Here is a 25,527-nt window from a genome sequence, read left to right on the forward strand (position 1 = left end):
TGATCAGATGCTCGGCGGGAGATCTCCCGAGCGGTTGCCTGCTGCCGCGTTGCTGCGCGGCGGAAGTGCGCTGCCGCGGTTGTCGAGGTCCCCCAGCAGGTTCTGCAGGTAGCTCTTGAGACGGGTGCGGTAGTCGCGCTCGAACAGGCGCAGCTCGTCGATCTTCCGCTCGAGGAGCGAACGCTCCTGCTCCAGCTGCGTGAGGGTGCGGTGAGACGTCTCCTCCGCCTCCTGCACGAGTCGGTTGCCCTCCTCCTTCGCCTCGCTGATGAGACGGTCGCTCTCCTCCTGACCGGAGCGCACGTAGTCGTCGTGCAGCTTCTGGGCCATCTGGAGCATGCCCGTGGCGGACTCGGGCTCGGCCCCGGAGACCGCAGGGCTCGCAGCCGCGGCCGCGACGACGGCGGGCTCCGGCTCGGGCTCGGGCGACGGCTCGGGCTGTGCCTCGACGTGCGGCTCGGCGGCCGCACCTGCGGCGCCCGCACGGCTGAGCTCCGCCACGCGCCGCTCGGCGGCAGCGAGCTTGGAGGTCAGGTCCTCGTTCTCCTCTTGGACGGAGTTCAGCGTCCGGACGACCTCGTCGAGGAAGTCGTCGACCTCCTCGATGTCATAGCCCTCACGGAACTTCGTCGCGGAGAACTTCTTGTTCAGTATGTCCTCGGCAGTCAGCAGTGCCATCGTGTCACCTCGTTGCGGTTGCGCTGTCGGTCCGGGATCTGGCGATCACCTGGAACCAAAGTATCGGAGTTTGCTCGGCCAGGCCGGTCGGCGTCACGGAGCTGTGAAGCACTAAACGCCGGTTCGTCCCGGAGTTCGGTTTCGTGCGCCCTGGATCACACGAGGGCGGACCTACGTCGCGAGGATGCTTGCCCAGGTGCGGGCGATCGAGACCGCGATGAAGAGGATGATGAAACCCAGGTCAAGGCTCACCTGCCCGATGCGTAGCGGAGGGATGACCTTGCGCAGCGCACGCAGCGGCGGGTCGGTCGTCGTGTACACCGTCTCGGCGACCAGGAGCATGAATCCTTGCGGACGCCAGTCGCGGGCGAACACCTGGACCCAGTCGAGAACGAGCCGACCGATCAGCAGGATCAGGTAGAGGAAGAGCAGGAACGCGATGATTCCCCAGAATATTTGCACAGAACCACTGTGCCAGACGTCGGGTCAGCTCTGGTTGTAGAACGCGCCCGCGCTGGGCTTCTTCTGGCCCTTCGGCTCGCTCGAGACCATCACGTTCTCGGGCGACAGCAGGAACACCTTGTTCGTGACACGCTCGATGTTGCCGTGCAGTCCGAAGATCAGCCCCGCCGAGAAGTCGACCAGGCGCTTGGCATCCGCGTCGTCCATGTCCGAGAGGTTGATGATCACGGGCGTCCCGCCACGGAACGCCTCCCCGATTATCCGGGCGTCGTTGTAGGAACGCGGGTGGATCGTCGCGATACGGCCGGACTCGGCCGTGACCGCGGAGCCGGTCTCGCGCGACGAGACCGACCGGTGGATCGGTGTGACCTCGGCGGGGAAGTCCTGCGGCATGTCTGCCTCCGTCTCCTCGAACTCCTCGTCGAACTCGTCTCGTCGCTCACCCTGGTCGTCAGCGAGACCCAGGTACAACATGGTCTTGTGCAGCGCTCCGGCCATCACCTGACTCCATCCTTGTCGGCACCGTCAATCCGGTGTATAGACGCTAACTCGACGCCACCAAGGATCGAAGGCACGACACGCCAGGCCTTGCGTGTTTACCCCAGGGTGTGCCTGGGTTCGTCAGCGCGTGCCTGCCTCGGTCAGATCCGGAGGACCCCGGCAAAACGACCGGTGACGCCGCCCGCCCATGTCGCCTCCCGGTGGGAGTACCACTCGTCCTCCTCGGCGGTGCACCCGCCGACGCGGGTCGTGTCGGCGACCCCGAGGGCACGAAGCTGCGCGACGGCGCCACGCGCCAGGTCCAGGGCCGGCGCGCCGTCCCGGGTGCGTGCAGCCGCCGACGGCACCGACGCCACGACCTCGTCGTGCATCTCGGCCGGCACCTCGTAGCAGGCCCCGCACACGGACGGGCCGACGACGGCCCGGAGCGAGTCAGGACGCGCGCCCCGTGCCACCAGTGCGTCGACGGCTACGGCGACGACTCCGGCGGTCAGTCCCCGGCGACCGGCATGGACGGCGGCGCCGACGCGACGCGAGGCGTCCGCCAGGAGCACCGGAACGCAGTCGGCGACCATTACCGCGCCCGCGTGCCCCTTCCTGACGATCAGCCCGTCGGCCGCGGTCTCGTCGCTCGTGCTGTCCACGACGGTCGTGCCGTGGACCTGGTCGACGTAGCGCACCGGAACCCCGGCCCACGCGTCGACGAGCGCGCGGTTGCGACGGACGTCGGCCGCCTCGTCGCCGACGTGGAGTCCGAGATTCAGGCCCGCGTACGAACCGGAGGAGCGACCGGGGTGTCGCCGCGTGAACCCGGCCCGGACTCCCGGGCCGAGGTCCACCTCGAGAACAGAGAGATCGTCGCCCACGGCCTACTTCAAGAAGTCGGGGACGTCGAGCTCGTCCCGGCGGTGCACCGGCGCCTCGTCGTTGACCCGAGGCACCTCGACGGCGGGACGCGGTCGGGGCTCGGGCGACGACGTCGGGCCCGACGCGTCACTCTGAGACTGCGCGACCGGCGCCGGAGCGTCGAGCGAGGCCGGGACGTCGTCCGGCTCCGAGGCGATCGGAGCGAGGGTGCGGGGCATCTGGTGAGCACCCGTCTGCGGCGCGGTCGCGGGCGGCGTCGGAGTGCTCTCGGAGGTCGGGCGCGGCTGGTTGACCTGGCCCAGAGCACGCGTGTCGGTCCTGGTCTGCGGGGCACCGCCGTCGAACCCGGCGGCGATGACCGTGACACGGACCTCGTCGCCGAGCGCGTCGTCGATGACCGCGCCGAAGATGATGTTGGCCTCCGGGTGCGCGGCCTCGTGAACCAGGCGTGCCGACTCGTTGATCTCGAAGAGCCCGAGGTCGCTCCCGCCCTGGATCGAGAGGAGCACTCCGTGGGCGCCGTCGATCGAGGCCTCGAGCAGCGGCGACGAGATCGCCAGCTCGGCGGCCTGGACGGAGCGGTCGTCGCCCCGGGCGGAGCCGATCCCCATCAGCGCGCTTCCTGCGCCCTGCATCACGGACTTCACGTCCGCGAAGTCGAGGTTGATCAGCCCCGGCGTGGTGATGAGGTCCGTGATCCCCTGCACGCCGGAGAGCAGCACCTGGTCGGCGGAGTGGAACGCGTCGAGCGCCGAGACGGACTTGTCGGACATCGAGAGGAGACGGTCGTTGGGGATGACGATCAGGGTGTCGACCTCGTCCCTCAGCGCCTCGATGCCCTGGTCCGCCTGCACCGAGCGGCGTCGGCCCTCGAACGTGAACGGGCGCGTCACGACGCCGACCGTCAGCGCGCCGAGCGAGCGTGCGATCCGGGCGACCACGGGAGCACCGCCCGTACCGGTGCCGCCACCCTCGCCGGCGGTGACGAAGACCATGTCGGCTCCGCGGAGCACGTCCTCGATCTCCTCGGCGTGGTCCTCGGCCGCCTTCTTGCCGACCTCGGGGTCGGCGCCCGCGCCCAGCCCACGCGTCAGCTCACGCCCGACGTCGAGCTTGACGTCGGCGTCAGACATGAGGAGTGCCTGCGCGTCGGTGTTCACGGCGATGAACTCGACTCCCTTGAGGCCGACCTCGATCATGCGGTTGACGGCGTTCACGCCACCGCCACCGATACCGACCACCTTGATGACTGCCAGGTAGTTCTGCGGAGCTGCCACGTCGTTGCCTCTCGATCTGCTCGACCCTGAACCCTCACCCTCAAGTGGAGGGTTATCGTTATGTCAGGTTCTTCCGAGTTCGACGGTAAAGGTCACCCGGAGCTGGTTCAATCACCGGACCCGCGTGTCGCGCCGGGGATCCACCGTCACACCCCCGCGGTCGACTACCGCGTGATGGGTCGGGTGGGCGACGAGACGTCGAAGACGGTGGCGTCGGCGGACTCGTCGAGGCCCTGCAGCTCCTCGAGCACGGCGATCTTCAGCTCGACACGCTCGGCGTTGCCCCACTCGACCTCGGTGCCGTTCCTCATCACCGTCATGACGTCGTCCTGGGTGTCCGCCGACACCTCGGCCACCTCGGCCCGGGTCTCCGGCGGCAGGGTGTTGAGCACCACCAGCGCCGCCCGCATCGCCCGTGCACGTGCGGCCGCGTCGTCCGTCTCGATCTCGATCAGCGGCAGGCCCTTCGGCACAGACGTCACCGTCGCGACAGCCACGCCGTCGGCGTCGAGCAGCTCCGTGCCGTCGTCCGACGGGACGGCGGCCACCGGGGTCCGCGGACTCACGGTGACGTCCAGCCCCGCCGGCCAGGCGCGCAGCACCCGGGCGTCGTCGACGCCCGGCAGCTCGAGGAGCCGGTCACGCATCCCGACCGTGTCGATCCGCGGCAACGGCGTGCCGGCCGCGTCCGCGACGACCGCGTCCACGGCGTCCGCGTCGATGTAGGCGTCGACGCCCGCGACGGAGACGTCCTCCGCGTCGACCGCGAGCACCGGCGAGAAGAAGAGCATCCACACGATCGCTCCCGCCGCGAGGACGGCGGCAGACCAGATCGACACGAGCCTGACCCGGTGGCGTCGCCCCATCGCCCTGCGCTCGGCAAGACGCGCGGCATGGCCGTGCGTGACGACAGGCCTGGCGCCGTCGCGCCCGGCCTGCTCGGTCGCGGGCCGGGACTTCTCGCTCGTCGCCGCGCGGCGGGACCGCGCCTGGTCGAGCGAGACCGGGGCGGACGCCGGCCTCTCCGCACCAGACGTGGCCGATGCCGACTTCGCGGCTGCGGTCGTCGACGGCGCGGGCGTCGTCGACTTCTGGCGCACAGGCGTGCGAGGAGCCGGTGGCCGCGGGCGCGAGGGCGTCACGACGTGCCCTCCTCCAGCAGGTCGAGGAGCACCGGTGCAAGCTCGGTGACGTCCCCGGCACCTACCGTGAGCACCAGGTCGCCGGGCCGTGAGGCCGCGGCGACCGCCGCGGCCGCCGCGGTCTTGTCCTCGACAGCACGCGCGGATCCGGACGGCATGTGCCGGACGATCGTCGACGCGTCGACCTGAGGGTCGGGGTCCTCCCGCGCCGCGTAGACACCCGTGACCACGACCTCGTCGGCGAGCGCCAGCGCACGGGCGAACTCGGGCGCGAACGCCTTGGTACGGGAGAAGAGGTGCGGCTGGAAGAGGACGACGACACGGCCGTCTCCGGCCACCCCGCGCGCCGCACGCAGGAGTGCCTCGACCTCGGTCGGGTGGTGGGCGTAGTCGTCGACGACCCGGACTCCCCCGGCCTCGCCGCGCAGGTCGAACCGACGCCCGGTCCCCCGGAACGCGGAGACGCCGCGCACGGCGTCCTCGAGCGGGACACCCAGGACGAGCGCGGCGCCGACCGCGGCAGCCGCGTTGAGGATGTTGTGGACGCCGGGCACGGAGAGCTGCAGATCCGCGGAGGCGTCCGCAGCACGGATCGTCGCCCGACCGCCGACCGCCCCGGCACCGATCTCGACGGACACGTCAGCCCCGAGAGCCTGCCCGTACGTCAGGACGCGCCCGCCGACCGAACCGTGCTGGGCGGCCAGGCGCGCGGAGCCGTCGTCGTCGAGGCACGCGACGAGAGTCCCGGTCCGGCCGAGTCTCGCGGCGAAGTCGACGAAGACCTGCTCGAAGGCCTCGCGGCTCCCATAGTGGTCGAGGTGGTCCGGTTCGACGTTGGTCACGATCGAGACTGTCGGCGAGTAGGCAAGGAACGATCCGTCGGACTCGTCCGCCTCGGCCACCAGGATGTCGCCGGTCCCGAGGTGACCTCCGGCGACAGGACCACCCACGGTCGTGACGGTCCCGCCGACGGCGAACGACGGGTCGAGTCCGAGGGTCGCGAGCATCGTCGCCAGCATCGCGGTCGTCGTCGTCTTTCCGTGGGCCCCGGCGACGGCGACCGCACGACGGTCGACCATGAGCGCGGCGAGCGCTTCGGAGCGATGAACGACCCGGATGCCACGAGCACGTGCCGCGGCCAGCTCGACGTTGTCCTCACGGACGGCGCTTGAGACGACGACGGTGTCCACGTCCTGGAGGTTCGCAGGGTCGTGGCCGACGACGGCACGGATCCCGTCGGCCTGGAGGCCTCGCAGAGCGTCGCCGTCGCGAGCGTCGGAACCCGAGACCGCGACGCCCGCGGCGTCCAGAAGCCGGGCGACGACGGACATTCCCGCTCCCCCGACACCGATGAGATGGGTGTTCCCGAGGTCTGTGAGGGCGGTCGTCGTCACGAGACCACCTCGGCCACCAGGTCCGCGACGCGTGCTGCGCCGTCGCGTACGCCGACCTCCCCTGCAGACTGCGCCATCGTCACCAGCCGGTCCCGGTCGGTGAGCAACGGGACGAGCTGCTTCTCGACATACGCAGGGTGCAGGTCCTCGTCCTCGACGAGGATCCCTCCGCCGGCCTCGACGACGGGACGAGCGTTCAGCCGCTGCTCGCCGTTCCCGACGGGGAGGGGGACGTACACCGCCGGGATCGACAAGGCCGCGAGCTCGCTCACGGTTCCCGCCCCGGAGCGGCAGACCACGAGGTCCGCTACCGCGTACGCCAGGTGCATGCGGTCGAGGTACTCCCGGACGTGGTAGTTCGGTCCCGGCGCCTGCCCGAGCGTGCTGAGCACCTCGGCGGACTTGTCACGCCCAGTCAGGTGCAGGACCTGGATCCCGGCCTCGGCGAGCGCCGGAGCCGCCCCGGAGACAGCGCGGTTGAGGCTGACCGCCCCGAGCGATCCGCCGGTCACCAGGAGGGTAGGGAGCGCCGGGTCGAGACCGAGCTCCTTCGCCGCGTCGCGGCGCACCGCGTCGACGTCGGCCTCGCGAGCCGCGACGAGCCCGGCAACCTCGGCACGGAGCGGCAGACCCGTCACGACGCCGCCGGGCAGGGGCGTCCCCTCGAACGTCACTCCCACGCGAGCCGCCCACCGTGCTCCGAGTCGGTTGGCGAGGCCGGGACGGGCGTTCTGCTCGTGGATGACGACGGGGACCCCGCGACGTCGCGCGGCGACGTAGGCCGGTGTCGACACATACCCGCCGAAGCCCACCACGGCCTGGGCTCCCGAGTCGTCGATGGCCTGGCCCGCCGCACGGACGGCGTCCGAGAACCGTCCCGGGAACTGGAACCAGTCCATCCCGGGTCGACGCGGGAACGGGACCCGGGACAGCGGCGTCAGGGTGTAGCCGCGGGCGGGGACGAGATCGGCCTCGAGCCCCTCCGTCGTCCCCAGGATCGCCAGGGCCACGTCGGGGTCACGCCGTCGCAGCTCGTCGGCGACGGCGAGCAGGGGGTTCACGTGTCCGGCGGTCCCACCACCGGCGAGAAGAACGGCGGAGGCGGAGCGGGAAGGATGGGGCACGACGGTTCAGATCTCCTTGGTCGGTCGCCGCCCAGAACGGCAGCGAGGCGTCATGCGGGTTCGCCTGACGGTCGGTCGGGCGACAGTCTTCTCATTTTGCACTGCCGCCGCGCCGCAACGGTACCCGCCGTGTCGCGCCCGCCACGACGCTGAACGTCCGGCGGATCACGTGAGGGCGCGCGGCGAGCGCCTCCCGCGCGCCCGGTTCGTCGCGCGCGAACGCGAGGACCACACCGATCGCGAGCAACGTCGCGATGAGCGCAGAGCCGCCCGCGGACATCAGCGGCAGCGGAACCCCGATCACCGGGAGCAGCCCCACGACCACGCAGATGTTGATGATCGCCTGCCCGACGATCCACGCCGAGATCCCGGCCGTGGCCACCTTGACGAACGGGTCCGGGTGCCGCATGACGACCCGGGCCATCGCGAAGCCCAGGACACCGAAGAGTGCCAGGACGACCAGCGTCCCGAACAACCCGAACTCCTCGCCGAGCACCGAGTAGATGAAGTCGTTGACCGCCGCGGGCAGATAGCTCCACTTCTCCCGGCTCGAGCCGAGTCCGACGCCGAGAAGGCCCCCCGTGGCCAGTCCCCACATCCCGTGCACGGACTGGTAGCACGCGTCCGCCGCGTCCGCGCTCGAGACCTGGCCGCGGACGGCGTCCGCACAGGCGCCGTAGACCGCACTGATGCGGTCGGTGCGGTTGGAGTTGCCGACGACGAACAGACCGACCATCCCGACGGCGGCCAGCACCCCGCCCATCGTCAAGAGCTTCCACTCCGCGCCCGAGACGATGAACGCGGCCGCGACGACGAGGCAGAGCACGATCGTGGTCCCCAGGTCGTTGCCACCGAGCACCAGTCCGAGGGCGATCACCACGACGGGGGCCGCCGGGACCAGGACATGCCGCCACTGGCCGAGCAGCGCGCGCTTGCGTCCGAGGACGGCGCCGAGCCAGAGCGCCAGCGCGAGCTTCAGGATCTCGGCCGGCTGGACCGTCACCCCCCCGAGGTCCAACCACCCCGAGTTGCCGTTCACCGAGTGTCCGAACCCGGTCAGGGTCAGCGCCTGGAGAAACAGGGCCGCGAGCAGCAGCACCGGTGCCGAGCGGCGGTAGAAGGCGACCGGAAGACGGCTCGCGACCACCAGGCCGACGAGGCCGATCGCCGCGTAGGCCGACTGTCGGAAGAAGAGGCCGTAGGGGCTCGCCGAGGCCGCGACCTGTGTCGGTGCGGACGCCGAGAGCACCATGATCAGACCCAGGAGCAGCAGGAGACCCGTCGAACCGATGATGAGGTAGTAGCTGGTCGTGACCGTGTCCCACCGCCCCTGAGAGACCGGGCGCGGCGCAGAACGGGCTGTCGCAGCAGGTGCCATCCGATCACTCCTGAGGTGCGGCGCTCCCTGGAGCGGAGTTGAGGGCGCGCACCTGGGCGGCGAACGCGTCACCCCGCTCGGCGTACGAGCGGAACTGGTCCATCGATGCGCACGCCGGGGCCAGCAGAACGGTGTCACCCGCACGGGCGAGCTCCCGGGCAGCGACCACGGCGCTGCGCATCACGTCAGTCTCTCCCGGGGCGATCCGCACGACGGGGATCTCCGGCGCGTGTCGCGCGAGCGCATCCGTGACGGGCGTCGCATCGACACCGATGACGACGACGGCACGGAGACGGTCGCGTCGGGCCGCCACGAGGTCGTCGAACGTCGCGCCCTTCGCCAGGCCGCCCGCGATCCAGACGACGCTCGCCGGGCCGAACGCACGCAGGGCGGCGTCGGCCGCGTGGGCGTTGGTCGCCTTCGAGTCGTCGACGAAGTGCACTCCGTCGAGCGTGCCCGCCGGGGCGAGTCGATGCGCACCCGGCCGGTAGGCGCGCAGGCCCTCCGCGACCGCACCCGCGGGGACGCCGGCGGCCCGAGCCAGTGCCGCGGCCGCGAGGGCGTTCTGCACGATGTGCGGCGGATTGGCCTGCGGGGCGAGGTGCGCAAGATCGGCGAGGGTCGCGAGCTCGTCGGCCGACCCGTGCCGTCGCGGGTCGTCCACCGGGAGGTGGAACGCGCGGTCGACGAGGACGTCCTCCACGAGACCGAGCTCGCCAGGACCCGGCGCACCGAGTGTGAAGCCGACGGCGTGGGCCCCCTCGCCGACGTCCGCGTCCTCGACCATCCGCCGGGTGCGGCCGTCCGCCACGGAGTAGACACAGGCACGCTCCGCGCCGCGAAAGATCCTCGCCTTGTCGGCGACGTAGTTGTCCATCCCACCGTGCCAGTCGAGGTGGTCGGGGGCGACGTTCAGCACGGCACCCGCGAGGACCTTCATCGACCGGGTGAAGTGGAGCTGAAAGCTCGAGAGCTCGACGGCGAGCACGTCCAGGTGCGGATCGAGGACGGCCTCGACCACCGGGGTGCCGACGTTCCCGACGGCGAGCGTGCGGAGCCCGGCGGCCGCGAGGATCGACTCGAGCATCTGCACGGTCGTCGTCTTCCCGTTCGTTCCCGTCACGGCGACCCACGGCGCAGGGCCCGTGCCGTCCGCACGATCGACGCGGAGGTGCCACGCGAGCTCGACCTCGCTCCACACGGGGACGCCGGCACGACGAGCACGTTCGAGGAGCGGTGATGTCGGGGCCCACCCCGGGCTGGCGACGACCACGTCGACGTCTGCGAGATCGACGAGGTCTGCGACGTCCGCGTCGTCGGCGTCGCGGTCGACCGTCGTCACGGAGGCCGCCCGAGGAACGAGCGCTGCCCGGGCCGCGCGTCCGCTCACCCCGAGGCCCGCGACGACGACCCGGCTTCGTTCGAGCGCAAGCACTAGCCGACGACCCACTCGGCGTAGAAGATCCCGGTGCCGAGGGCGGCGAAGAGCCCGGCGATCAGCCAGAACCGGATCACGATGGTGACCTCGCCCCACCCGGAGAGCTCGAAGTGGTGGTGCAACGGCGCCATCTTGAAGACGCGCCGGCCGGTCATCTTGAAGAAGCCGATCTGGATGACGTCGGAGAGGACGATGATGACGAAGAGGCCACCGATGATGGCGGCCAGGATCTCGGTGCGGGTGAAGATCGAGAGGCCCGCGAGCGCGCCACCGAGGGCCAACGAGCCCGTGTCCCCCATGAAGATCTTGGCGGGGCTGGCGTTCCACCACAGGAAGCCGATGCACGCGCCCATGATCGACGCCGACACGATGGCCAGCCCCTGCGGGTCACGAACCTCGTAGCAGCTCGGCCCGGCCGTGTCGATGCGCTGGCACCACTGGCTCATCTGCCACAGGCTCACCAGCACGTAGGCACCGAACACGACCAGGGACGCCCCGGTCGCGAGCCCGTCGAGGCCGTCGGTCAGGTTCACCGCGTTCGACCAGGCGGTGATCAGGAAGTTCGCCCAGATGACGAAGAGGATCAGGCCGAGGGTCGCCCCGGCGAACGCCAGGTCGATGTTGGTGTCTCGCAGGAACGAGATCCGGGTGGAGGCGGGGGTCCGGAAGTTCTCGTTCGGGAACTGCAGGGCAAGGACCGCGAAGGTGATGCCCACGACCCCCTGCCCGATGATCTTTCCCTTGGCGGAGAGACCGAGGCTGCGCTGCTTGCGGATCTTCGTGAAGTCGTCCAGGAACCCCACGACCCCGAGACCCGTCATGAGGAACATGACAAGGACCGCGGAGACGCTGGGGATCGACCCCGTGAGGATCGCCGAGACGATCCAGCCGATCAGGGTGGCGGCGATGATGACGACGCCGCCCATCGTCGGCGTCCCGCGCTTGGTGAAGTGCGCCGTCGGCCCGTCCTGGCGGACGAACTGTCCGTACTGACGACGGACGAGGAACCGGATGAAGAGAGGTGTCCCGAAGAGCGCAACCAGGAGCGAGACCGTCGCCGCGACGAGGATCGCGATCATGCGTCGGTGCCTCCCACCAGCTCGTCGCCGAGACGCCAGAGGCCCGAGCCGTTCGACGCCTTGACGAGAACGACGTCACCCGGGCGGAGCTCGGTGCGAAGGAGTTCTGAGGCGGCCTCGACGTCGTCGACGAGCACGGTCTCCTCGCCCCAAGATCCCTCCTGGACGGCACCGTCGTGCAGGCCCTGGGCACCGAGGCCCACCACGATCAGGAGCTTGATGTTCAAGCGGACGGCGAGCCGGCCGATCTCGTCGTGGATGGCCCGCGACTCGGGTCCGAGCTCACGCATCTCGCCGAGCACGGCCACCGAGCGACGCTCACGACCGGACATGACGGCGAGCGTCCGCAGCGCGGCACGCATCGAGTCGGGGTTCGCGTTGTACGAGTCGTCGACGATCGTGACCCCGTCGGCACGGTCCACCACGTGCATGCGGTGCGGGCTGGCAGCGACCGTCCCCGTGAGCCGCTGGGCGACGTCCTCGAGCCCGACACCGAGGCACAACGCCGCCGCAGCCGCCGCCACCGCGTTCGTCACGTGGTGCTCGCCGACCAGACCGAGCCGGACCGGGGCACGTCGCTCGTCACCGTGCTCGTCGCGAAGGCGCAGCGTGAAGGACGCACGACCACCGGCATCGACGCGGATCGACTCCGCACGCACGTCCGCGCTGGGGATCGTCCCGCACCGGACGACCTTCCCGGGGGCCTTCTCCGACATCGCGGCGACGCGGAAGTCGTCGGCGTTCAGCACGGCGACGCCGTCGGGTGCCAGCCCCGTCACGATCTCGCTCTTGGCCTCGGCCACCGCCTCGATCCCCCCGAACTCGCCGAGGTGCGCCGCACCGACCCGGAGGACGACGGCGACGTCCGGCGGCGCGATACGGGTCAGGTAGGTCAGGTGGCCGATCCCCGACGCACCCATCTCGAGAACCAGCGTGCGGGTCGCCTCGTCGGCGCGCAGGACGGTGAGGGGAAGGCCGATCTCGTTGTTGAACGACCCGACCGGAACGACGGCGGGCCCCTCCGGACGCAGAAGAGCGCCGAGCAAATCCTTCGTCGTCGTCTTGCCGACCGACCCGGTGACGCCGACGACGCGGAGCGGGCCGCGGCGCCGCAGCTCCGCGAGGACGTATCGCGCCAGCTCGCCGAGCGCAGCCTGGACGTCGTCGACGACGACGCACGGGCCCTCGACCTCCCGCGCCGCGAGGACAAGAGTCGCTCCGGCCTCGATCGCCGCCGGCACGAAGTCGTGGCCGTCGACGTGCTCACCGGGGAGCGCGACGAAGAGCGACCCGTCCTGGACCTCGCGGGAGTCGACGACGACGGCCCCGGAGACCGCCGCGTCGGGGTCCGCCACGAGGCGCCCGCTGGTGGCTGCGGCCACCTGTGCCGCAGTCAGCTCGATCATGGGTGCTGCTCCTTCATGTCGTTGTCCAGGGGCTTCCGTGCTGCCACAGCCGCCCGCGCCTCCACGCGGTCGTCGAGCAGGTGGTCCACCCCGGCGATCTCCTGGACCGTCTCGTGTCCTCGTCCGGCCACGAGCACCGTGTCGTGCTCCCCCGCCTCGCGGATCGCCGTCGCGATCGCCTCGGCGCGCGGAGCGACCTCGTCCACCGCGACGCCGCGCCGCGGTTCCCCGAGGTCGACGCGTTCCGCCGCGGACCTGGCCCCGGCCAGGACCTGGGCCCGGATCGGGCCGGGGGCCTCCGCATGGGGGTCGTCGTCCGTGACGACGACCCGGTCAGCATATTCGACGGCGATGGCCCCCATCGTCGGCCGCTTTCCGACGTCGCGCTCCCCCGTGGCTCCGAAGACGACTGTCAGACGTCCGCGGGTCGTGGGCCGCAGCGCTTGGAGCGCGAGCCGGAGGGCGTCCGGGTTGTGCGCGAAGTCGACCACGACGCGTGGCTCGTCCGAGACCTGCTCCATCCGCCCGGGGACGGCCGGCGAGACCCCGCCAGCCGCGCCGAGCGCGTCGGCGACGTCCCGGACGTCAGAACCCGCCTCGAGCACCATCGCGAGGGCCAACGCCGCGTTCGTCACGTTGAAGCCGCCGGGCAACGACGTCCCCGTCTCGAGCGCGCGGCCGTCGCGATGCCGCAGCGTGAAGGCCGTACGCCCCGGCTCCGGGTGGACGTCGTCCACCCACCAGTCCGCGGTCGACCCTGTGCCCTGGCCGGCGGTCGTCCGCAACGTCGCCACGGGGATCTGGGCGCTCTCGACCATGCGCTCACCCCACGCGTCGTCGACGACGACGACCCCGCGGCGAGCGTGGGCGGGGGTGAAGAGCCGGGCCTTCGTGGCGAAGTACCCCTGGAGGTCGCCGTGGAAGTCGAGATGGTCCTGGCTCAGGTTCGTGAACCCTGCGACGTCGAACACGATGCCGTCGACCCGGTGCAGCGCCAAGGCGTGCGAGGAGACCTCCATCGCGAGCGTGCGGACGTCGTCCTCCCGCATCGCGGCGAGCAGCGCCTGCAGGTCGGCCGCCTCGGGAGTGGTGAGCCTGCTCGGCAGGACCCGGTCCCCGGAACGCGTCTCGACCGTTCCGACCAGTCCTCCGCGAAAACCCATCGCGCCGAGGACGTGGTCGATCATGTAGGTGGTGGTCGTCTTGCCGTTCGTCCCCGTGACGGCGAACGTGCCGAGGTCCTGCGCGGGTGCTCCGTAGACCACGCTGGCGACCGGTCCGAGCACCGTGCGCGGCTCGTCACACACGACGACCGGCACGGAGATCTCGCGAAGGAGCTCACGACCGGCGGGGTCGGTCAGGACGGCGACCGCGCCTCGTGACACGGCGTCCTCGGCGTAGGTCGCCCCGTGGACGTGGGCCCCGGGCAGCGCCACGAAGAGGGCTTGAGGCTGGACGGTGCGGTTGTCCGAGGAGACCGACGTCACCGGGACGTCGAGGCGCGCGGAGGAATCCGGCTCCAGGTCGAGCAACGCCACGACGTCGCGGAGCGGACGTCCGGCGGAGACAGCTGGCCGGAGCCTGTCGATGGGTGAACTCACGTCGCACAACCTACCTTGTGCAGCGCCCCGGCGACCGCGCGCTGCACGTCGTCACCAGGTCTCGGGAAGAGGCTCGTACGGGGTCTCGCTCGGAGGCACGTCGGCCTGCTCGAGCGCGAAGGCCATGATGTCGCGGAACGCCGGTGCGGCGACGTCGCCCCCGAAGATCGAGCTGGACGGGTCCTTGAGGAAGACCGAGACCGCGTAGCGCGGATCGTCGGCAGGCGCGACCCCGACGAACGACGCCATGATTCCCGTCAGCTCACCGTTCGGGCCCGGGACCTGGGCTGTTCCCGTCTTTCCGGCGACCCGGTATCCGGGGATCGTCGCCTTCTTGCCCGTGCCTTCCTCTCCGCTGGTCACCCCCTCCATCATGTGCAGGACCGTGTCGGCCGTCTCCTCGTCGATCACACGAGTGCCCTCGCCCCGGTCGGTCGCGAGGAAGACGTCATCGGCGTCGACCGTGCCCTCGACGAGGTTCGGCTCCATCCGGACACCGCCGTTCGCGATGGTGGAGAAGACACTCGTGATCTGCATCGCGTTGACCGCGAGCCCCTGGCCGAAGAGAACCGCGTACTCCGTCGAGCCGTCCCAGTCGTCGGGGTCCCGGAGGATCCCGGCCGACTCGCCCGGGAGGCCCAGACCCGTCGAGCTGCCGAAACCGAACTTGCTCAGGTAGTCGTAGCGGACCTGCTTGGGGATCTCCTGCCCGACGATGACCGTCCCGGTGTTCGACGAGGTCGTCAGGATCCCCGCGAGCGTGAGCTTCTGGACCGGGTGCTCGTGCGAGTCGCTGAACGTCTGGCCGTTCGGCGTCGTGTACGAGTACGGCACCTCGTACTCGCTCGTCGGCGTCGCGATCCCGAGGTCGAGGATGGCCGCCATCGTGATGACCTTCCCGGTCGACCCGGGGTCGAAGATGTTGGAGACGACCCGACTCGAGTTCGCGACCGCCGCGGACGACCGATCGTTCGGGTCAGGGGTTCCCGAGTCGGCCAGCGCGACGACGTCTCCGGTGCGAACGTCCTGGACCACCGCCATGCCGTACTCGGCGCCCGAGTCCTGCACGGCCTTCTCGAGCTCGTCCTGGGCCTTCCACTGGACGTCGAGGTCCAGCGTCGTACGTACGTCGTCACCCGGGACCGGCTCGACGCGCTCCTCGGACGCACCCGGAATCTGCTGCCCCCCGCGGGCCGAGTCGTAGGTGACGTAGCCCGACGTGCCGCTGAGGACGTCGTCGAACATCAGCTCGGCTCCCCCGCGCCCGACCTGCACTCCGTCCTCGTCGCCGAGGAATCCCAGGATGTTGCCCGCCGTCGTCTTCGCCGGGTAGACCCGCTCGCTCTCGAGCGTCGTGCTGACGTACGCCGACAGGCTGAGGTCGAGGATCGCCCGCTGCACCTCCGGGACGACGTCCTTGGCCAGCACGTGGTTGCGGTCCGGGTCTGTGCCGACCGCAGGCACGAGCTCCGCCGCCAGCTCGGGCGCGTCGCGTCCGAGCACCGGGGCGAGCAGCCGCGCGACCGCCACGGCGCCCTTGCCCTCGACGACCTCGCCGTCGATCTCGTGCCTCGAGTCGGGGACGAAGTTCTCGATCGCGAGCTGGTCGGCGGCGATGGTGTAGCGGTCCACGGAGGTCGCGAGCACCACGTCGCCGCTTGCGTCGGTGATGTCGCCGCGGTGCGCGGCCTGGACCTCCGTCCGCATGCGCTCGTCCAGCGCCCTCTCGGCGAGCGCGGGCCCGGCGACTCCTTGCACATAGATGAGACGGGCGGCGATCAGCACCATGGCGACCGCGGCCACGACCACGAGAAGGCGCTGCCGTTTCGCGGAGTCTCCGGGCGAACGCGGGACCCGCCTGGCAGAGACTGGCACCGGCCGACGCGCCCCCGCACGTGCCGGCGTCCGTGACCCGGCCGCTGCCCGCGTCTTTCCCGTGGCCGGGCGCGAGGCTGTGACGCGTGCACGCGACGTCGACGCCTTCGCGCCACGGCCCGACGGCGTCGACGACCCCGAAGAACGCGGACTCACGGCGACTCAGACGCGCCTTCGACGTCCTGCGCCGCAGGAGCGGAACCCGAAAGGGTGACCATCACCGGGTCCTCCGCCGGGACCATGCCCAGCGCCGTCGCCCGCTCGTGCAGGGACGCCGACGCGCTGTCGACGTCCATCTGCAGGTCCTGCGTGTCCTGGGCCACCGCTCCCAACTCCCTCTGCAAGGTCCGCATCTCGAACGACCCGCTCACCATGGTCGTGCTCAACAGCAGACCACACAGAAGCGCTCCGCCGAGGATCGACATGCACAGAACGATGAACGGGCCACGGGACCGGGCCTGGTCGGGAGTTCGGACGAGCTGGAGTCGGGGCCGGGGCGCCGCGATCGGCGCGGCGGAGGTCAGGGGTGCCGTGGCACGGCTCATGCTCATCGTGACTCCTGGTGGCTCATGTGGTCAGGGGTGGTGCGCAGGCGCTCGGCACCACGAAGTCGGACGGACGCCGACCGAGGGTTCTGCTCGACCTCGGCGGCGTCTGCCTCCTCCGCGCCGCGCGTCAGAAGCTTCAGATAGGGACGGTGCGTCTCCGGCTCGACGGGAAGGCCCGCCGGCGCGCTCGAGGTCGCGCCGCGGGCGAGCTCCTGCTTGACGATCCGGTCCTCAAGGGAGTGGTACGACTCGATGACGATGCGCCCACCCACGTCCAGGGCCTCGACGGCGGCCGGCACCGCGCGCCGGAGTGCGTCGAGCTCTCCGTTCACCTCGATACGCAGCGCCTGGAAGGTCCTCTTGGCGGGGTTGCCGCCGGTCCGTCGCGTCGCCGCCGGCACACTGGCCCGCACGACGTCGGCGAGCTCGTGGGTCCGGGACCACGGCTCGATCTCGCGGCGACGGACGATCGCACGGGCGATACGCCCGGCGAAGCGTTCCTCCCCGTACTCGCGGAGCACACGGGTCAGCTCCCCCACGTCGTAGGTGTTGAGGACCTCCGCCGCCGTGATGCCCGCACTCTGGTCCATCCGCATGTCCAGGGGCGCGTCGTGCGCGTAGGAGAAGCCACGCTCGGTCTCGTCCAGCTGGAGCGAGGAGACTCCGAGATCCATGAGGACGCCCTGGACGCCGGGCAGGTCGTGCGACGACACGACGTCGGCGATCTCGTCGTAGACCGCTCTCGCAGGAAGGAACCGGTCGCCGAACCGAGCGAGGCGCTCCGACGCCAGGTCGAGCGCCTGCGGGTCACGGTCGATGCCGATGACACGAACGCCGGGGACCTGCTCGAGCACGGCCTCGGTGTGACCGCCCATCCCGAGCGTGCAGTCGACGAGCACGGCGTCGGGCGTGCGGAGCGCCGGCGCGAGCAGGTCGACGCACCGCTGGCGCAGGACCGGAACATGGCGCCCCTCGGCGCCCTCGGGTCGACCCGTGCTCTCACGGTTCGTGCTCATCGGTTCTCCTCCAGATCGAGAGCCACCCGACCAGGTCTCCCTCCGCGAACCTTCTGACGCCGGGGAAGTGCGTCAGACTGAGCGGGAGGAGGCCTCGTCGTGCGGCATGTCATGCAGCGCGTCGCGTCCGTTCCACAGCTAGAAGGTGAGAGGCGGGAGCACCTCCTCCGACGTCTCGGAGTACGCAGCCTCCTGCTCCTCGAGATATGTGTCCCAGGCCCGGGCGTCCCAGACCTCGACGCGCGTCCCGGTACCGATCACCGCGACGTCCCGACCGAGACCGGCGTACTCCCGCAGCTTCGCCGGGATCGAGACCCGACCCTGCTTGTCCGGCATCTCGTCGCTCGCCCCCGAGAGGAACACCCGGAGGTAGTCACGCGCCTGCTTGCTCGCGATCGGCGCCTGGCGAATCTGCTCATACATGCGCCGGAACTCCTCCATCGGCAGGAGATACAGGCATCGTTCCTGGCCGCGCGTCATGACCAGGCCGGGAGCGAACTGCGTCCGGAACTTCGCCGGAAGGATCAACCGACCCTTCTCGTCGAGCCGGGGCGTGTACGTGCCGAGGAGCGGGCTGAGCGATCCCGCGAACGCCTCGTTCATACGACCACCACCCTTCCGCTCCCATGTCCTCCACGATACTCCACTTCGCTCCACTAAGCGCGTCAGAAGTTGTGCAGGACGGGTGAAAAACATGCATCTCCGCAGGTCAAGTGCTGTGGAGACCCGGGGAGGCCCTGGCGTGGGATTGAGGTCCTCGAGAACTCTAAATGTCCGGTATACCTGCTCTGCCCTTGTTCATCCTGTCCCGGCGCTCCCCGGCCGGCGATCCCCGCACCGACCCACGGCGCCCCGTGGAGCGATGTGGAGCGGTCTCGGGGGGCAGACTCGAACCGCCGGGCTCCGCCGCATCGACTAGTCTCGAAGTCCCCTCAACGTCGAGCCGAAGGGCCCCCGTGCTGCACGAGAACGCGCCGCTCTCCACGACGGCGACACTGTCACCCGGACCGGTCGACCTGGCCGGCGTGGTCGACCGGATCCATGCCGAGGTCTCCGCCGTCGTCGTCGGTCAGTCCGACGTCGTCACGACAGCTCTCGCGGTGCTGCTCGCCCGCGGCCACCTCCTCGTCGAGGACGTCCCCGGCGTCGGGAAGACGACCCTCGCGAAGGCGATCGCGCGCACCGTCTCGGCGGACGTCGGACGGGTGCAGTTCACGCCCGACCTGCTGCCGAGCGACCTGACGGGCGTGAGCGTCTACCGCGCCGAGAGGCACGAGTTCGAGTTCCGCCCCGGCCCGGTCTTCGCGCACATCGTGATCGCCGACGAGATCAACCGCGCCTCCCCGAAGACCCAGTCGGCGCTGCTGGAGTGCATGGCCGAGCAGCAGGTGACCGTCGACGGGACCACCTACCCGCTCCCGAGGCCTTTCTTCGTCGTCGCCACGCAGAACCCCGTCGAGATGGAGGGCACGTACGCCCTCCCCGAGGCCCAGCGCGACCGGTTCATGGCCCGGGTGGCCGTCGGCTACCCGGACTCGGCGACCGAGGTCTCCATGCTCGACGACCGCGACTCGGGCGACCCGCTCGAACGGATCACACCGGTGACGGACGCACACGGCATCGAGGCGCTCCGCGATCGCGTCGCCTCGCTGTACGCGTCGGCGGCCGTCAAGCAGTACGTCGTCGATCTCGTCTCCGGTACGCGGACACGGGACGATCTCCGACTCGGCGCCTCTCCCCGTGCGTCGCTCCAGCTCCTCGCGGCGGCGCGCGCCCACGCCGCGATCAGCGGGCGCGACCACGTCCTGCCCGACGACGTACAGAAGATGACGTCTCACGTCCTTGCGCATCGCGTCGTCCTGCGCACCGAGGCGCGCCTCGACGGTCGCTCGACCGACGACGTGATCCTCGACGTCCTACGCACCACGCCCGTTCCGGCCCACCGGAGGTAGGGCGCCGTGGGACGTCACTCACGTCGTGTCCGTCTCACGTCGCGCGGCGTCGGGCTGGTGATCGGTGGACTGCTCCTCGTCGCGACGGGAGTCGTCCTGGACCTCTCCGACCTCGTGGCGCTGGGGAGCAGCGCGGTGCTCGCATGCCTCGTCGCCGTCGTCGTCGCGTCCGTGAGTCGCCTCGACCGCGGCTCCGCGGCCGTCCACGTGCATCGTCGTGTCGAGCCCGCGCCGACCACCCGCGACCGGCCGACGATCGCGCACCTCCGTGTCTCTGCGGGCACGTCAGCGCTCTCCCGTGCCAGGCTCGCGCGACTGCGGCTCACCGAACAGGCGGCCACCGAGCTCACCCGTGGTCGTGCTCTCGACGCGCGAGTGAGGACCTCCCCCCAGCACCTCGACGTCTCCTACCCGCTCCGTCCCCCGCTCCGCGGACGGTGGCCGCTCGGGCCGCTCAGGGTCACCCAGACAGACGTGTTCGGACTTGTCCGCACCCGCCAGTCGCTCGGCGCGACGCTGACCGTCGCGGTCCGCCCCCGGGTCCACGAGCTGCCCGTGCAGCCGGACCGCGCGTTCGAGAACTCCCGGACGTCGTCCGTCGGTGTCCGCGCGCCGTCCCCCGACGACACGATGGTCCGCGACTACGTCGTCGGCGACGACCCGCGCCGGGTCCACTGGTCGAGCGCGGCGCGGCGCGGTCGACTCATCGTCCGGGCGGACGAGTCGTCGGCGACCGCTCCGGCCACCGTCCTCTTCGACCGGGGGCTCCTCGGGTCCGGCGACACCGGACGGAGGCCTGCGAGCGGCGAGTGGTCGCTCGAGCTCGCGGTCTCCGGCGCAGTCGCGACCCTCGCCGGAGGCCAGCGCACACGGTTCGTCGTCACGGCACCGCGGCCTCGACGAACGGACGAGTACGTCACGGCGCGCTCCTCGGAGGGCCGGGACCGTATCGTCGACTCGACCGTCGACCTCGTCGGGCACTCCGGGACCGCCGAGCGTGACGCGTCGATCGCGGCGACGGTGGCGAGGCTTCGCGCGTCGCACGACCCGGGCGAGCTTGTCTTCGCGGTGCTCGCGCCGCTGTCGGGCCAGGCACGGCGAGCGGTGGCGGGGCTGGCCACCCCCGGGACCCACCACGCCGTCGTCGTCGCGCCCGACCGGAACCCGGACGATCTCGTCGACGCAGAGAGCACCGCGGACGCGCTCCGGCGCGCCGGCTGGATCGCGATCGCCGCACCACGCCACGCCACGGTGACCCAGATGTGGGACCAGATCATGGAGGCAGCGCGATGAGGGGCCCCGCCGGTCAGGTCGTCGCGACCGTCCTGGTCGTGATCGCGACACTCGCCTCGGTGCACGCACTGGGTTCGATCATCGAGCCTGGAGCGTGGACGGGATCCGCCACCCGCATCACCTTGCTGTCTGCCGCGGCCGTGGTTCTGACTCGCGCGCTCCTCTCCCGACAGGCGCCACGACAGGCACTCCGCTGGCCCCTCCTGCCCAGCGTCGTGGGCGGGCTCGTCGCGCTGTGGCTGGTCCTCGGTACCTACGGCGGCCGTGCACAGGGATTCGACCCGGTCGTGGGCCTCGGGAACTTTGGCCGGCTGGCCGACCAGCTCCGCGCCGCGGCGGAGACCGTCAACAGCGAGGTGGCGCCGGTCGTACCGACGACCCCCGTCGAGCTGGTGGCCGTCCTCGGTGCGGTCGCCTGCTTCCTCGTCGCCGACCTGCTCGCGGTCGGACTCCGGCTCCCGGCCATGACGGTGCTGCCGCTCCTCGCCCTCTGGATTCCCGCGCTCGTGATCGACGGAGACATCGGCGCGGCCCCCGTGGCGCTTACGATCGCCCCGTTGCTCGCGCTCCTCGCGATCGACCCGCACGCGACGCCTCAGGACGGTGCTGCCCAGACGGTGCAGTCGACGACGACGTTGGCGACGACGGCCGCCGTGACGGCCGGCGCGCTCGTGCTCGGCGGGATCGCAAGCGGCGTGGGTCCGCTCGCTCCACGCTCCTGGTCGGACGCGTTCGCCTCCCAGGGCAGCGCCGTCCGCCTCTCGGACGACCTCGACATGCGCCGGAACCTCGACGAGCGCTCCGACCAGGTCGTGCTCACCTACTCCGGCGAGAACGCACGCAGTCTCGGACCGCTCCGCGTGTACACCGCGTCGGCCTTCGACGGCGTGCGCTGGCTGCGCAGCGACTCGTCCTCGGGCGACCTGTTCACGGCGGAGGAGCAGCTGTGGCCCGAGCGCGTGGGTGCGACCGAAGAACCGGCGAGCGTCTCGATCACCCTCGACAGCTATCGAGACTCCTTGCTCCCGATTCCCGTGGAGCCTCGTTCCGTTGACGTCGACGGCGAGTGGCGCTACGCGGCCACGCAGGACGAGATCCGCGCCACAACGTCGTCCCGCGAGGGGATGTCGTACGCGGTCACGACCGATCCGCGGGTGCTGAGCCCCGAGACCCTGCGTGGCTCGAACGGTCCCCTGGCCGTGGACAACAGATACCTGGACGTGCCGGAGAGCGCCCACCACGCCGACATCACCGAGCTCGCACGGAACGTGACGGGATCGGCCGACGACCCCTACGACCAGGCGATGGCGCTGCAGACCTGGTTCCGGGACTCGGAGAACTTCACCTACACGACGGACGTGGCCGACGCCGTCACGGGGGACGCGGTATGGGACTTCCTGCAGGACAGGAACGGCTACTGCGTCCAGTTCGCCACGTCCATGACGGTGATGGCTCGAACCTTGGGCATCCCCGCGCGCCTGGGTGTCGGATTCCTGGCCGGTGACCGAACGAGCGGGAACACCTATGTGGTGACGGGCGAGAAGTCACACGCCTGGCCCGAGCTGTACTTCCCCGGGACGGGCTGGGTGCGCTTCGAGCCGACACCCGCCACCCAGACCGGACCCACCCCTGGTTACGCTGATCCCCTGCTCGACCGCACCGGATCGGCGCCGGTGGTCGAGACCGAGTCCGAACCGACCCCGACGACCTCCGACGAGTCCACCTCGGCGCCGCGAACCGACGACCGAGAGGTCACGACCACCACCACCGTGGCGACCACGACCACGTCGACCATGCCGCGTCGCGTCGGTGCCGGGTTCCTCCTCGTCGCCGCCGGGTTCGCCCTTCTCCTGTTTCTCGCCCGTGGACGACAAGGAACTGACGAGAAGGTACAGACGCTCGACTCGGAGTGGGAGCGGCTGCGCCGGCAGCTCGAGCTACGGGGATTCGTGTGGTCGCCGTCGACGACCCCCCACGGTCTTCCGGGCGCGGTCGACGCCTACCTCGACCAGCTCGGGGTGGGCGCCGACTCACGTGCAGCGGTCGCGGACGACCTCACCGTCGTCTCGACCGTCGTCGAGCGCGAACGCTACGCACCGCGAGACGACGCGTCGGCCGGAAATCCGGCCACGGTGGCGGACGTGTCGGAGCGGGTCGACCGCCTGACCGCCGCGGTGGATCGTGGAATCAGCGACCCTCGCCGCGCCGACGATCCCAACGGTCTTCGAGTCGGCTGAAGAAGCTGCGCTTCTCCGTCGTCACGTTCGCGGTCTGCGGTCGGGACGTGACCTTGCCGTCCTCGTCGACGACCCCAGCAGGTCCCGCCTCGGACTTGCGTGGGGCGGTGAACGCGTAGAGCACACCGGCGAACATGATGGCAAAGCCCAGGATGCCGATGAGCGGCTCGCTCGAGACTCCGACGACCAGGAGGAGGAGGCCGACGACCACAGCGACGCCGGCGATCACCCACCGCAGGCCAGACCGCGGACCGCTCGACCTCATCGTCGTCGCGAGTCGGGGGTCGTCGGAAGTCAGCGCACGCTCCATTTGATCCAGCACCCGCTGCTCATACTCAGAAAGGGGCATCGGAACCTCCGGTTACACGACGTCGACGATAGGTACCCAGGATAGTTCGAGTTCCCCCCAGGGGGTAGTCGAACTCAAGAGCAGTTCGGACGTGCACACCGACGCCGGACCCTGCGCAGCGATCTCGTCCACCTCCGAGCAGCTCTCGGACATATCCCTCGGCTCAGGCGCCGGGCACCACCAGGTGCAGCGGATATCGGACGAACTCTGCTCGAGGATCGAGGAGAAGCGCCACCTCGTCGCGAAAGTCCTCGGCACAGACCACCAGCTCGTCCGCGCGAGCACGGTCGACGACGTCGAAGCGACCTGCGTCGAGCGCTGCCCGGATCTTCGCTCCTGACGCGAAGTAGATCGACCAGCGGCCGAGGTCCGGCGCGACACGCGCCAACATCTCCCACACGGTCCGTGCTCCCGTCCGCGGCGAGGGCCTGCCCCGTGCCTCCAGTACCGCCGACGCGGCTCGGATCGCCGCGAGATGCGCGTGCAGGAACTTCTCGGCCGGATCCGTGGCTCGGCGCGCGCAGACCAGCTCCGCGTCCGCGCGGACCAGACCGCGAGACCCGAGATTCGCGGGCTGAACCGACCGCGACGTCGGCTGACTCATCATCGTGCACCCTTCCCGCCTGGGATTCGCCGGTCAGAGACCGTGAACCGGCAACCGATACGGTGTGCAGGTGGCCCACCGCTCTCGCACCAACGGATCTTCCCGTCGACGAAGTCAAGCATCCACCTTGGCACCGACATTCCCCGAGGGAGCCGTCCCGACGACGACGGGAACGGCCCGTCTCGAGCGGGACCCCGACCGCCCCCGTGCCTTCACCGTCGTCGTCAACGACGCGCCCAGCTCCTACGTCGACCTTGATGACCCGGGCTTCCTCGCCTTCGAGTACATGCAGCAGATGGCAGCGCTCGTCGACCTGCTCGACGGCCCCCTCGAGGCGGTTCACCTGGGCGCGGCGGGGTGCGCCCTGCCCCGCTACATCGACCACACCCGCCGCGGCTCCCGGCAGCTCGGCGTCGATGTCGACGCCGTCCTTTTGGAGCGGGTCCGGGAATGGTTCGACCTGCCCCGGTCCCCACGGCTGCGGCTCCGGGCCGGCGATGCGCGTGCAGCCGTGGCCACGCTGCGTGACGGGAGCGCGGATCTCGTCGTCCGCGACGTCTTCGACGGGGCGACGACTCCCCCGCACCTGACGACCGTGGAGGCGACCGACGACGTCCTCCGCGTGCTCAGGGACGACGGCATCTACCTGGTCAACTGCGCAGACCGCCCTCCGCTCGCCGGACTCGCGTCCGAGCTCGCGACGCTCCGGGCCGCGGGCCTGTCCGACGAGCACGTCGCCGTCGTCGCGGAGCCCGCCCTGTTCAAGCGACGCCGCTACGGGAACTTCGTCGTCGCGGCGTCGCGGGTGCACACGTTCGACGACGCGGCGCTCGGGCGCGCACTCCGCACCCAGCCGGTCCCCGCACACCTCGTGACCGGCCCGGGACTCGAGGCCCTGCGCGGGACCGCCGCGCCTCGACACGACGACCCCGGCCCGTGACACGACGACGGGCCGCCCTCGTCAGAGGACGGCCCGTCGTGGAGAGTGAGATCAGAGCGGGCGAACCTGCTCTGCCTGCGGACCCTTGGGGCCCTGCGTCACCTCGAACTCGACCCGCTGGGCCTCTTCGAGGGTGCGGTAACCCTGCGTCTCGATTGCGGAGTAGTGAACGAACACGTCGTCACCGCCGCCGTCCTGAGCGATGAAGCCGAAGCCCTTTTCGCCGTTGAACCACTTCACGGAACCCTGCACCATGCTGATCCTCAGTCCTTCTTCCCCGAAGGGAATTTGTTAGTCGGCCCTACGCCGATCCGGTGGAACGGCGTCCTTCGTCAGAAGCGTGCCGCCGACCCCAGTCTGGCACGA

The 25,527-nt window shown here is 70.7% G+C and carries 24 protein-coding genes; 4 read left to right on the forward strand and 20 right to left on the reverse strand.

Annotation, left to right across the window (positions count from 1 at the left end; all coding sequences use genetic code 11):
- Nucleotides 1-3: 3 nt before the first annotated feature.
- The 17 genes from BLU20_RS09675 to mraZ all read right to left on the reverse strand — a co-directional run bounded on the left by BLU20_RS09675 (nucleotide 4) and on the right by mraZ (nucleotide 18,389).
- On the reverse strand, nucleotides 4-678 hold the full coding sequence (locus BLU20_RS09675; protein WP_083372387.1) for a DivIVA domain-containing protein: 675 nt from the start codon (nucleotides 676-678) through the stop codon (nucleotides 4-6).
- Between the two features lie 171 nt (nucleotides 679-849).
- Nucleotides 850-1,140, reverse strand: coding sequence for a YggT family protein (locus tag BLU20_RS09680; protein WP_029252649.1), 291 nt, complete (start codon nucleotides 1,138-1,140; stop codon nucleotides 850-852).
- A 24-nt stretch (nucleotides 1,141-1,164) separates the two neighbouring features.
- A complete protein-coding gene (locus BLU20_RS09685) occupies nucleotides 1,165-1,638 on the reverse strand; it encodes a cell division protein SepF (RefSeq protein ID WP_083372388.1) in 474 nt (157 codons plus the stop codon).
- 143 nt (nucleotides 1,639-1,781) lie between these two features.
- Nucleotides 1,782-2,507, reverse strand: coding sequence for a polyphenol oxidase family protein (locus BLU20_RS09690; RefSeq protein ID WP_083372389.1), 726 nt, complete (start codon nucleotides 2,505-2,507; stop codon nucleotides 1,782-1,784).
- A gap of 3 nt (nucleotides 2,508-2,510) precedes the next feature.
- Nucleotides 2,511-3,785: a cell division protein FtsZ gene (ftsZ, locus tag BLU20_RS09695; protein WP_083372390.1), complete on the reverse strand. Its 1,275-nt coding sequence runs from the start codon at nucleotides 3,783-3,785 to the stop codon at nucleotides 2,511-2,513.
- A 164-nt stretch (nucleotides 3,786-3,949) separates the two neighbouring features.
- Nucleotides 3,950-4,927, reverse strand: a complete 978-nt coding sequence (locus tag BLU20_RS09700) for a cell division protein FtsQ/DivIB (RefSeq protein WP_083372391.1) — start codon at nucleotides 4,925-4,927, stop codon at nucleotides 3,950-3,952.
- Nucleotides 4,924-6,321, reverse strand: coding sequence for a UDP-N-acetylmuramate--L-alanine ligase (murC, locus tag BLU20_RS09705; RefSeq protein WP_407946457.1), 1,398 nt, complete (start codon nucleotides 6,319-6,321; stop codon nucleotides 4,924-4,926). The genes BLU20_RS09700 and murC overlap by 4 nt, the downstream gene beginning before the upstream one ends.
- Nucleotides 6,318-7,445: an undecaprenyldiphospho-muramoylpentapeptide beta-N-acetylglucosaminyltransferase gene (gene murG / locus BLU20_RS09710; RefSeq protein ID WP_083372392.1), complete on the reverse strand. Its 1,128-nt coding sequence runs from the start codon at nucleotides 7,443-7,445 to the stop codon at nucleotides 6,318-6,320. The genes murC and murG overlap by 4 nt, the downstream gene beginning before the upstream one ends.
- Before the next feature lie 91 nt (nucleotides 7,446-7,536).
- Nucleotides 7,537-8,823 (reverse strand): FtsW/RodA/SpoVE family cell cycle protein, encoded by a 1,287-nt coding sequence (locus tag BLU20_RS09715; RefSeq protein WP_083372393.1) that lies wholly within the window; start codon nucleotides 8,821-8,823, stop codon nucleotides 7,537-7,539.
- Nucleotides 8,824-8,827: 4 nt separating this feature from the next.
- Nucleotides 8,828-10,258 (reverse strand): UDP-N-acetylmuramoyl-L-alanine--D-glutamate ligase, encoded by a 1,431-nt coding sequence (gene murD, locus BLU20_RS09720; protein WP_231959177.1) that lies wholly within the window; start codon nucleotides 10,256-10,258, stop codon nucleotides 8,828-8,830.
- Complete coding sequence (gene mraY / locus BLU20_RS09725; RefSeq protein WP_083372395.1) at nucleotides 10,258-11,340, reverse strand: phospho-N-acetylmuramoyl-pentapeptide-transferase; 1,083 nt, start codon at nucleotides 11,338-11,340, stop codon at nucleotides 10,258-10,260. Before mraY ends, murD begins: the two co-directional genes overlap by 1 nt.
- Nucleotides 11,337-12,746 (reverse strand): UDP-N-acetylmuramoyl-tripeptide--D-alanyl-D-alanine ligase, encoded by a 1,410-nt coding sequence (locus tag BLU20_RS09730; protein ID WP_029252639.1) that lies wholly within the window; start codon nucleotides 12,744-12,746, stop codon nucleotides 11,337-11,339. The genes mraY and BLU20_RS09730 overlap by 4 nt, the downstream gene beginning before the upstream one ends.
- Nucleotides 12,743-14,347, reverse strand: a complete 1,605-nt coding sequence (locus tag BLU20_RS09735; protein ID WP_083372396.1) for a UDP-N-acetylmuramoyl-L-alanyl-D-glutamate--2,6-diaminopimelate ligase — start codon at nucleotides 14,345-14,347, stop codon at nucleotides 12,743-12,745. Before BLU20_RS09735 ends, BLU20_RS09730 begins: the two co-directional genes overlap by 4 nt.
- A 51-nt stretch (nucleotides 14,348-14,398) precedes the next feature.
- Nucleotides 14,399-16,150 (reverse strand): peptidoglycan D,D-transpeptidase FtsI family protein, encoded by a 1,752-nt coding sequence (locus BLU20_RS09740; RefSeq protein WP_231959178.1) that lies wholly within the window; start codon nucleotides 16,148-16,150, stop codon nucleotides 14,399-14,401.
- Between the two features lie 224 nt (nucleotides 16,151-16,374).
- The gene (locus tag BLU20_RS09745; RefSeq protein WP_157270425.1) at nucleotides 16,375-16,647 is read right to left on the reverse strand and encodes a hypothetical protein; all 273 of its coding nucleotides are present in this window, start codon (nucleotides 16,645-16,647) and stop codon (nucleotides 16,375-16,377) included.
- Between the two features lie 122 nt (nucleotides 16,648-16,769).
- The gene (gene rsmH, locus BLU20_RS09750) at nucleotides 16,770-17,786 is read right to left on the reverse strand and encodes a 16S rRNA (cytosine(1402)-N(4))-methyltransferase RsmH (protein ID WP_083372399.1); all 1,017 of its coding nucleotides are present in this window, start codon (nucleotides 17,784-17,786) and stop codon (nucleotides 16,770-16,772) included.
- 138 nt (nucleotides 17,787-17,924) lie between these two features.
- On the reverse strand, nucleotides 17,925-18,389 hold the full coding sequence (gene mraZ, locus BLU20_RS09755) for a division/cell wall cluster transcriptional repressor MraZ (protein ID WP_029252634.1): 465 nt from the start codon (nucleotides 18,387-18,389) through the stop codon (nucleotides 17,925-17,927).
- Nucleotides 18,390-18,742: 353 nt separating this feature from the next.
- Between mraZ and BLU20_RS09760 the strand changes: the two genes are divergently transcribed.
- Genes BLU20_RS09760 through BLU20_RS09770 form a run of 3 tightly spaced genes read left to right on the forward strand, consistent with a single transcriptional unit; the run spans nucleotide 18,743 to nucleotide 23,268 of the window.
- Nucleotides 18,743-19,738, forward strand: coding sequence for an AAA family ATPase (locus tag BLU20_RS09760; protein WP_231959179.1), 996 nt, complete (start codon nucleotides 18,743-18,745; stop codon nucleotides 19,736-19,738).
- A 6-nt stretch (nucleotides 19,739-19,744) separates the two neighbouring features.
- A complete protein-coding gene (locus BLU20_RS09765; RefSeq protein WP_083372401.1) occupies nucleotides 19,745-21,031 on the forward strand; it encodes a DUF58 domain-containing protein in 1,287 nt (428 codons plus the stop codon).
- A complete protein-coding gene (locus tag BLU20_RS09770) occupies nucleotides 21,028-23,268 on the forward strand; it encodes a transglutaminase family protein (RefSeq protein ID WP_083372402.1) in 2,241 nt (746 codons plus the stop codon). The genes BLU20_RS09765 and BLU20_RS09770 overlap by 4 nt, the downstream gene beginning before the upstream one ends.
- Here the strand turns inward: BLU20_RS09770 and BLU20_RS09775 are convergent.
- Nucleotides 23,219-23,617, reverse strand: a complete 399-nt coding sequence (locus tag BLU20_RS09775; protein ID WP_083372403.1) for a DUF3040 domain-containing protein — start codon at nucleotides 23,615-23,617, stop codon at nucleotides 23,219-23,221. The two genes, BLU20_RS09770 and BLU20_RS09775, sit on opposite strands and share 50 nt — an antisense overlap.
- 163 nt (nucleotides 23,618-23,780) lie before the next feature.
- The gene (locus BLU20_RS09780; RefSeq protein ID WP_231959180.1) at nucleotides 23,781-24,221 is read right to left on the reverse strand and encodes an SAV_6107 family HEPN domain-containing protein; all 441 of its coding nucleotides are present in this window, start codon (nucleotides 24,219-24,221) and stop codon (nucleotides 23,781-23,783) included.
- A 127-nt stretch (nucleotides 24,222-24,348) separates the two neighbouring features.
- Here BLU20_RS09780 and BLU20_RS09785 point away from each other — a divergent pair, with 127 nt between their 5' ends.
- Nucleotides 24,349-25,161, forward strand: coding sequence for a spermidine synthase (locus BLU20_RS09785; protein ID WP_083372405.1), 813 nt, complete (start codon nucleotides 24,349-24,351; stop codon nucleotides 25,159-25,161).
- 51 nt (nucleotides 25,162-25,212) lie between these two features.
- On the opposite strand, the gene BLU20_RS09790 is transcribed toward BLU20_RS09785, so the two are convergent.
- Nucleotides 25,213-25,416 (reverse strand): cold-shock protein, encoded by a 204-nt coding sequence (locus BLU20_RS09790; protein ID WP_029252627.1) that lies wholly within the window; start codon nucleotides 25,414-25,416, stop codon nucleotides 25,213-25,215.
- Nucleotides 25,417-25,527 lie beyond the last annotated feature (111 nt).

It is taken from the genome of Paraoerskovia marina, assembly GCF_900105445.1.
Taxonomy (GTDB): Bacteria; Actinomycetota; Actinomycetes; order Actinomycetales; family Cellulomonadaceae; genus Paraoerskovia; species Paraoerskovia marina.

What these genes read in the sequence shown, in the direction of transcription:
- BLU20_RS09675 (WP_083372387.1), bottom strand. Translation starts at nt 678, where the DNA reads ATGGCACTGCTGACTGCCGAGGACATACTGAACAAGAAGTTCTCCGCG.
- BLU20_RS09685 (WP_083372388.1), bottom strand. Translation starts at nt 1,638, where the DNA reads ATGGCCGGAGCGCTGCACAAGACCATGTTGTACCTGGGTCTCGCTGAC.
- BLU20_RS09715 (WP_083372393.1), bottom strand. Translation starts at nt 8,823, where the DNA reads ATGGCACCTGCTGCGACAGCCCGTTCTGCGCCGCGCCCGGTCTCTCAG.
- mraY (WP_083372395.1), bottom strand. Translation starts at nt 11,340, where the DNA reads ATGATCGCGATCCTCGTCGCGGCGACGGTCTCGCTCCTGGTTGCGCTC.
- BLU20_RS09730 (WP_029252639.1), bottom strand. Translation starts at nt 12,746, where the DNA reads ATGATCGAGCTGACTGCGGCACAGGTGGCCGCAGCCACCAGCGGGCGC.
- BLU20_RS09745 (WP_157270425.1), bottom strand. Translation starts at nt 16,647, where the DNA reads ATGTCGATCCTCGGCGGAGCGCTTCTGTGTGGTCTGCTGTTGAGCACG.
- rsmH (WP_083372399.1), bottom strand. Translation starts at nt 17,786, where the DNA reads ATGAGCACGAACCGTGAGAGCACGGGTCGACCCGAGGGCGCCGAGGGG.
- mraZ (WP_029252634.1), bottom strand. Translation starts at nt 18,389, where the DNA reads ATGAACGAGGCGTTCGCGGGATCGCTCAGCCCGCTCCTCGGCACGTAC.
- BLU20_RS09770 (WP_083372402.1), top strand. Translation starts at nt 21,028, where the DNA reads ATGAGGGGCCCCGCCGGTCAGGTCGTCGCGACCGTCCTGGTCGTGATC.
- BLU20_RS09775 (WP_083372403.1), bottom strand. Translation starts at nt 23,617, where the DNA reads ATGCCCCTTTCTGAGTATGAGCAGCGGGTGCTGGATCAAATGGAGCGT.
- BLU20_RS09780 (WP_231959180.1), bottom strand. Translation starts at nt 24,221, where the DNA reads ATGAGTCAGCCGACGTCGCGGTCGGTTCAGCCCGCGAATCTCGGGTCT.
- BLU20_RS09790 (WP_029252627.1), bottom strand. Translation starts at nt 25,416, where the DNA reads ATGGTGCAGGGTTCCGTGAAGTGGTTCAACGGCGAAAAGGGCTTCGGC.